General features: G+C 73.1%; 1 protein-coding gene. It reads left to right on the top strand.

The genetic code is table 11. The features are described 5' to 3' along the window. Positions 1-91: 91 nt before the first annotated feature. Positions 92-1,483, top strand: coding sequence for a quinolinate synthase NadA (gene nadA, locus AC2W7A_RS12305; protein ID WP_485991595.1), 1,392 nt, complete (start codon positions 92-94; stop codon positions 1,481-1,483). Positions 1,484-1,507: the final 24 nt, after the last annotated feature.

The raw sequence follows: 1,507 nt of genomic DNA, 5'->3' as shown, positions 1-1,507 counted from the left end.
CGACGTCGCCTTCGCGCCGCTGACGCCGACGCCCACCCCGGCCGACGCCCCACCCCGGCCGATGCCGCATCCCGACGAGAGGACCCCGACCATGACCACCGTGAACCGCACCGACTCACCCCCGGCCCGCACCGACCCCGAGACCTTCACCGGCCCCGTGGCGCCCTCCGCCCCCGAGACCCCGTCCGTGCCGGTGCGGCTGACCCTGCTGTCCTCCCGCCCGGACGGCGGCTCCGCCTGCACGGACGAGCTGCTGCTGCCCCCGTGGGAGGCCGGCGACGCGCTCGGCGGCTACGGCCCCGGCTCCTCCATGGCGGACCTGGCGCCGGCCCACATGCCGCGCCAGGGCGAGATCCCCGCCGAGTACCGCACGGCATCCGAGGAGGAGCTGCAGGAGCGCATCGCCGCCGCGAAGGCCGAGCTCGGCGACCGGGTGGTCCTGCTCGGGCACTTCTACCAGCGCGACGAGGTTGTCCGGCACGCCGACTACGTGGGCGATTCCTTCCAGCTCGCCCGCGCCGCCACCGCCCACCCGGACGCGGAGGCGATCGTGTTCTGCGGCGTGCACTTCATGGCCGAGACCGCGGACATCCTCTCCGGCGACCACCAGGCGGTCGTCCTGCCGCACCTGGGCGCCGGCTGCTCCATGGCGGACATGGCGGACGAGGACTCCGTGGCCGACTGCTGGGCCCAGCTCGAGGAGCTCTACGGCACCGAGCCGGACGAGCAGGGGCGCCAGCCGGTGCTGCCGGTGACCTACATGAACTCCTCCGCCGCCCTGAAAGCGTTCGTGGGCGCCCGCGGCGGCATCGTCTGCACCTCCTCGAACGCCTCCCAGGTGCTCGAGTGGGCGTTCGAGCGCGGTCAGCGCGTGCTGTTCTTCCCGGACCAGCACCTGGGCCGCAACACGGCGAAGGCCATGGGCATCGGGCTGGAGCAGATGCCGGTGTGGGATCCGCACCGCCGACTCGGGGGCAACACCGCCGAGCAGCTGCAGGACGCGAAGGTGATCCTCTGGCACGGCTTCTGCTCCGTCCACCGCCGCTTCACCGTGGCGCAGATCGAACAGGCCCGCGCCGAGCACCCCGGCGTGCAGGTGATCGTGCACCCGGAGTGCCCCATGGAGGTGGTGGACGCCGCGGACGCCTCCGGCTCCACCGACGCGATCGTCAAGGCGATCCAGGCCGCACCCGCCGGGTCGACCTTCGCGATCGGCACCGAGATCAACCTCGTCCAGCGCCTGGCCGCCCAGCATCCGGAGCACACGATCTTCTGCCTGGACCCGGTGATCTGCCCCTGCTCCACCATGTACCGCATCCACCCCGGCTACCTCGCGTGGGTGCTCGAGGAGCTCGTGGCGGGACGCGTGGTGAACCGCATCCAGGTGCCCGCGGACGTGCAGGAGCACGCCCGCACCGCGCTGGAGCGCATGCTTCGCCGTCGGGACCAGTCGATCTCCGCGGCCCGCTGGCCCCAGCGCTGAGGCCGGCGCCCGGAACCTCTCGCG

This window comes from Micrococcus sp. LASM2_SD2, assembly GCF_057364565.1.
This window is presented reverse-complemented; position numbering and strand designations above follow the sequence as displayed.